General features: G+C 69.2%; 4 protein-coding genes and 3 tRNA genes. 3 read left to right on the top strand and 4 right to left on the bottom strand.

What is annotated here, in order from left to right:
• From DRB06_RS12530 to DRB06_RS12545, 4 genes are all read right to left on the bottom strand, one after another.
• Positions 1–576 (bottom strand): NAD(P)H-dependent oxidoreductase (locus DRB06_RS12530; RefSeq protein ID WP_111820129.1); only part of this gene is annotated, 576 nt, incomplete at its 3' end.
• A gap of 129 nt (positions 577–705) precedes the next feature.
• Positions 706–2,043, bottom strand: a complete 1,338-nt coding sequence (locus DRB06_RS12535) for an FtsX-like permease family protein (RefSeq protein WP_146750885.1) — start codon at positions 2,041–2,043, stop codon at positions 706–708.
• Positions 2,044–2,069: 26 nt separating this feature from the next.
• Positions 2,070–3,239, bottom strand: coding sequence for an ABC transporter ATP-binding protein (locus tag DRB06_RS12540; protein ID WP_258522258.1), 1,170 nt, complete (start codon positions 3,237–3,239; stop codon positions 2,070–2,072).
• A 63-nt stretch (positions 3,240–3,302) separates the two neighbouring features.
• On the bottom strand, positions 3,303–3,692 hold the full coding sequence (locus DRB06_RS12545; protein WP_073331078.1) for a metallopeptidase family protein: 390 nt from the start codon (positions 3,690–3,692) through the stop codon (positions 3,303–3,305).
• A gap of 162 nt (positions 3,693–3,854) precedes the next feature.
• On the opposite strand from DRB06_RS12545, the gene DRB06_RS12550 reads away from it, so the two are divergent.
• The 3 genes from DRB06_RS12550 to DRB06_RS12560 all read left to right on the top strand — a co-directional run bounded on the left by DRB06_RS12550 (position 3,855) and on the right by DRB06_RS12560 (position 4,146).
• A tRNA-Glu gene (locus DRB06_RS12550) sits at positions 3,855–3,927 on the top strand.
• Positions 3,928–3,952: 25 nt separating this feature from the next.
• A tRNA-Asp gene (locus DRB06_RS12555) sits at positions 3,953–4,026 on the top strand.
• Positions 4,027–4,073: 47 nt separating this feature from the next.
• A tRNA-Phe gene (locus DRB06_RS12560) sits at positions 4,074–4,146 on the top strand.
• The last annotated feature ends 1,075 nt before the right edge of the window (positions 4,147–5,221 follow it).

The following is a 5,221-nucleotide window of genomic DNA, read 5'->3' on the forward strand; positions in this document are numbered from 1 at the left end:
GGTCACGTAGCGGGCGTAGGCCTTGGCCCGCGCCTCCAGGTCGGCGGTGTGCATCGTCGTCGCCCCCGGGGTGACGAAGGGCTCCAGGTAGTCGGTGCCGATGATGACGCTGGTGGCCTGGAAGGGGCGCAGCACGTCGTTCATGGTGTAGCCGGAGGAGGCGGCGTCCCGATCGCGCCGACGCCGTCGGAACAGCACGTCGGTCACCGAACGGCGGGTGTCGAAGCGCCGGTAGTGTGCGGCCACGGCGCCGGCGGACACGGCCAGCAGCAGCTCCTTGCCCTGCAGGGCGTCTCCGTTGGTGCCGTAGGCCCATCCCCAGGTCAGGACGTCGTCCTCCCACTTCTTCAACAGCGGCGGACTGGAGTACCACTGGATCGGGAACTGAAGCACGATCCGATCGGTGCGTTCCAGCAAGTCCTGCTCGGCCTCGACGTCGAAGTTGAAGTCGGGGTACAGGGCGTACATGTCGCGGATCTCGACTCCTTCCAGTCCCTCCGCCGCCTGCGCCAGGCGCAGGTTGATGGTGGACTGGCTGAGATCGGGATGAAAGATGAAGATGGTGGTTTTCGCCATGGCATTCCTCAACAGGCGCGGGCGGGTCTGGTACCTCCAGTGGCCGGGTGCGGCGAGAGCCGACAAGAGTCGACCACCTCATCGCGGGCTTACGGGAAGGTAATGGCATGGTAACGGACTGGGGCGGGGTTATGCAGGCGCCCCGTCCGGTTCTGTGGTTGACACGACTCGCGGTGCTGGTTTCAGCACCGGTGCCAGCGCGGATAGCACGCCGACGCCGCAGCCGATCGCCAGCAGTGGCAGCAGTTGCCGCCAGGGGATCGCGAAGCCGCCAATTCCCTGGTCGGCCAGCACGGCTCCTCCCGCCCCGGCCAGCAGCAGTCCGGTCGCCGCGCCCAGGACCAGTCCGGCTACGCAGGCGAGAGTGAATTCACACAGGAGCTGCGCGGCCCGCTGCCCGCGGCCCTGCCCCACCGCTCGCATGAGCGCACTCTCACCCGTCCGCTCAGCGGCCGATGCCGCCAGGGCTCCGGCTGCGCACAGACCGGCGAGTGCGCTCACACAGATCAGCAACGCGGGCAGTACATCCAGTTGTGCAGCCGCCCGTCCGGGGACGGCCTCATCCGCCACGGTGGCGCGCAGTGAGACGGCGAGCGGCGCGCCCGCGCAGACCGTCGCAGTGGCGAGCAGCGGGGCCACCGCGATGGCGGCCGCACTGCGGGGTGTTGCCGTCATTTGCCGCAGCGCCAGCCGGCCGCTGGAACCGAGTCGCGCCGGCAGTCCCAATACGGCGACCAACGCGCGCACCGCCTGCGGCAGTGCAATGAGCATGCCGACGAGCAGCACTCCGGCCGCTGCCCACAGCACGCCGACGCGGTGAGGCAGGGCATCCAGGCGCCAGACCACGACGCTGCCAACCGCACCCACAACAAGCAACACTGCGCCGGTGACGCCGCGTGCCGGCGGTGGCTGCTGCGGTTTGGAGGGCGCGGCCGGCGTCGTCCCCGGTGGGGCGGTGACCGCGCGTAAGGCGGGCGGCAGGGTGCCGACGAGCGTGGCCAGTAGGGCCGTGCCGACGGCGAGCTCCTGCGGCAGCAGCGCCTCACCGGAGTCCCAGGTCGGCTTGAGGGCCGAGGCGAGTTCGGCGGTGAGCAGGCGCGGCGCCACGATGCTGCCGAGCAGGCCGAGCGCACTGCCCAACAGGCCGATGACGAGCGCCTGGAGGAGGATGGTCCCCGCCAACAGCGACGTGGACGCCCCGGTGGCCCGCAGGAGCGCGAACACCCCGGCGCGCCGACGCAGGCTCGTGCTGAACGCCTCGGCGACGATCAGCGCGAGCATGAGTCCCGTCAAGCCGCCGAGGCCCAGCACCAGTGCATTTGTGCCGGCCCGAGCCAACGAGTCGGCCTGTCCGCTTACCACCGATCCGCCGTCCCGGTCGGCGGCGACAAGCGCGAAGGCGCCGACCATGATGACCGTGGCCGCGGCGACGACCACGGCAAGCAGGAGAGCGGGACCGGGCCGCATGCGCACGCCGCGCCAGGCCGCCCGGATCACTGGTAGCCCCAGGGGTCGTTGCGGTCTGCGCCGTCCGCTCCGGCGCCGCCGGATCCGGCGGCCCGATGCGGCCGTCGCCCGGGTCGGGTCGGACGGTTGCCGGGGTCGTCCCAGTCGTGGGGGGCGGCGTCGTAGTCGCGTGCGGACCTTCCGGGGCGGGGGCGCTCACCGGGGTCGTCCCAGTCGTGGGGACGGTTACCGCGGGTGTGGGAGCGGGCGGATCCTCGAGCGCCGAGCGGTTGCGCCCAGGCCTCCTCCACCTGCGAGACCTCCCGCTCGACGTTGCCGACGCCGATGCTGGCGTTGGCCGTGTCGCCCAGATCGTGTAGAGCATCCAGGAGCCGATCCCGGTCCGGCTGATTCATCTCGGCAACGATATTGCCGTCTTGCAGGAACAGGACGGTGTCCGCGTGGGCGGCCACGTCGGCGTTGTGAGTGGCGACGATGACGCTCTGCTCCAGTTCGTCGACCGCGGTGCGCAGGATGCGCAGGATCTGCGTGGCGGCCGGCGAGCCGAGGGAGCCGGTCGGCTCGTCGGCGAGCACCACCGCCGGAGCGCCGAGGAGTGCGCGGGCACTGGCCACTCGCTGGGCCATTTCCGGACTGAGCTCGTCGGGGCGGTAATCGAGACGGCCCCGCAGGCCGACGACGTCGACGATCCGGTCCAGGCGCGCGGTATCGATGGGCCGCCGGGCCAGCGTCAGCGGCAGGGTGATGTTCTCGACAACGCTCAGGGAGGGGACGAGGTTGTGGGACTGGAAGATCAGGCCGATCCGTTCACGCCGCAGGCGGGTCAGGCGCCGCTGGTTCAGCAGGGATATCTCTTCGTCGTCGAGGATGATCGTCCCCGAGGTGGGCGTCTCCAGGCCCGCCAGGCAGCGCAGCAGGGTCGTCTTGCCTGCGCCGGAGGGGCCCAGGATGGCGGTGAAGCGGCCTTGAGCGATATGCGCGTCCACCGACTCCAGGGCCGTGACCGCGCTCTCGCCGTTGCCGAAGAGCTTGGACAGGTTGCGGGCGGTTACCACCGGATCCCCGACCGGTCCGTGAGCCATCAGCCCCTCCGGGTGACGGCGGCTCATGCGTGTCTCGCGGCGGGGCGGCGTGGATGAGGTGCTCAGGTGACGCGCCTCGGGCGAGGAGGATTCCCCGGGTGCAACTGTGGTCATAACGGTAGTGTCACACGTAATCGCGCCGGGAGTGAAGCTTGCGCCCCGTGTGAATGTGTACGCCTACTCCCAGCCGAGCTCGTGCAGGCGGGCGTCGGAGATGCCGAAGTGGTGGCCGACCTCATGAATCACGGTTACCGCCACCTGCTCCACCAGTTCCTCCCGGCTGCGGCACCAGCGCTGCAGCGGGCCCTGGAAGATGAGGATGCGATCGGGCAGCGCCAGGGACCAGTCGGCGCCGCGCTCGGTCAGCGGCACGCCGTCGTACAGGCCCAGCAGGGTGGGGTGGCCGGCGGCGTCGTAGTCGCCGGGGCCGAGCATGTCCGCATCCGGTTCGTCCTGGACCAGCACCACCACGTTGTCCATTTCGGCGGCCAGTTCCTCCGGGATGGCGTCCAGGGCGTCGGCGACGGCGGACTCGAACTCGGCGTCGGACAGGCGGATCGGGGTCATGGGAACAGCCTGCCATGCGCCGGCCGGCGGCCGTTTGGGGGAGGCTGTCTGCGGGACTTCGACGGGCGGTGAGCAGAGTCACGCCCGTAAGATTTGCGCGGACGGGTCCCGCCCCAATACCGTACATCCCGGTTCAAGGCGCGACGACGCCAAGGGCACCGGGCCCCCATCGTCTAGCGGCCTAGGACCCCGCCCTTTCACGGCGGTAACACGGGTTCGAATCCCGTTGGGGGTACGATTCACGTAAGTGATGACATATTGGCCTCGTGGCGCAGTTGGTTAGCGCGCCGCCCTGTCACGGCGGAGGTCGCGGGTTCAAGTCCCGTCGAGGTCGCGGATGCGGGTCGCTCAGTCGGAAACGGCTGGGCGATCGCGCACCTCGGCTCTGTAGCTCAGTTGGTAGAGCGTTCGACTGAAAATCGAAAGGTCACCGGATCGACGCCGGTCGGAGCCACGGCGATGGCCCTCGGGACCCACAAGGTCCCGGGGGCTTCGCTTGTTTCTGGCCACGGTTGCGGTGGTTGTCATCATCGGCGTTCGGCGGTATGGGGCCCCGCAGTCCTGGCCGGTGAGGTCACCGCCGCGCTGGAGCGGATCGCGGCCGGGGGATCGACGTCGTCCCTGTGGACCTCATGTTGCCGCGCGTGTCCGGAGACGGCCCAGACTGGAAACCGCCGGGTGGAGTGGCATGCTGCCGCGCGTGTCCGGAGACGGCCTGCTGGCCCGGTTGCGTGAGCGCGCCGAGACCCACAACCTGCCGGTCGTTGTGGTATCCGTGAAGAGGCTCTTCTGGTTAGTGGGTGTGGGTGGTGTGGGGTGTGTGCCCCGCCGTGGGACGGAATGATGCTCCTATGGTTGTCAAAATCGATGACAAACGCCGCCTACGGCCGCGAGAGCCGATCTGACACCCGCATGATTCCAACGTTCTGCCCGCGGCTGGTGCCGTCTCCTACATCGTTTGTCATAGATCTGGACACTCCCTGCCTTCGCCCGCCGGAATACTCGCCAGCGGCAAGCTGCCCGGCGTCGACGGTGGCCGGCGAGCAGGCCAGCATCCGACATCGCAGGTGCCAAACACCACGTCACGTCCCCACTCCACTCCCCGAGTCGAAGAAGCCCGTTTTGTCGCCGCGCTTCAGTGGAGCCCGGTCGTGGGGACCGGGAAGACGGTGCTGAGCTTCACCAATGCCGCTGCCGACCACATGCCTCAATGGAGCCCGGCCTTGGAGACCGGGAAAACTTGTTGGGCATTGGTTCGATCTGGGCCACCGCGGGACGCCTCAATGGAGCCCGGCCTTGGAGACCGGGAAGACACCTGGCAACTCGACTCCTACACCAGCGTCGAAATGCCTCAATGGAGCCCGGTCGTGGAGACCGGGAAGACTCCGCCACCGTCCGGGCGTCGGGCTCCGCCACCGTCGGCCTCAATGGAGCCCGGCCTTGGAGACCGGGAAGACAACGGCTACCGGCTGCACATTGGTGCTCGTGTGAAGGCCTCAATTGAGCCCGGCCTTGGAGGCCGGGAAGAC

The sequence above is a fragment of the Actinomyces sp. Z5 genome (assembly GCF_003287795.1).
In the GTDB taxonomy this organism is placed as follows: domain Bacteria; phylum Actinomycetota; class Actinomycetes; order Actinomycetales; family Actinomycetaceae; genus Actinomyces; species Actinomyces glycerinitolerans.

Excerpts from the sequence above, each read along its gene's own strand:
- DRB06_RS12535 (WP_146750885.1), bottom strand. The coding sequence starts at position 2,043 with ATGCGGCCCGGTCCCGCTCTCCTGCTTGCCGTGGTCGTCGCCGCGGCC.
- DRB06_RS12540 (WP_258522258.1), bottom strand. The coding sequence starts at position 3,239 with ATGACCACAGTTGCACCCGGGGAATCCTCCTCGCCCGAGGCGCGTCAC.
- DRB06_RS12545 (WP_073331078.1), bottom strand. The coding sequence starts at position 3,692 with ATGACCCCGATCCGCCTGTCCGACGCCGAGTTCGAGTCCGCCGTCGCC.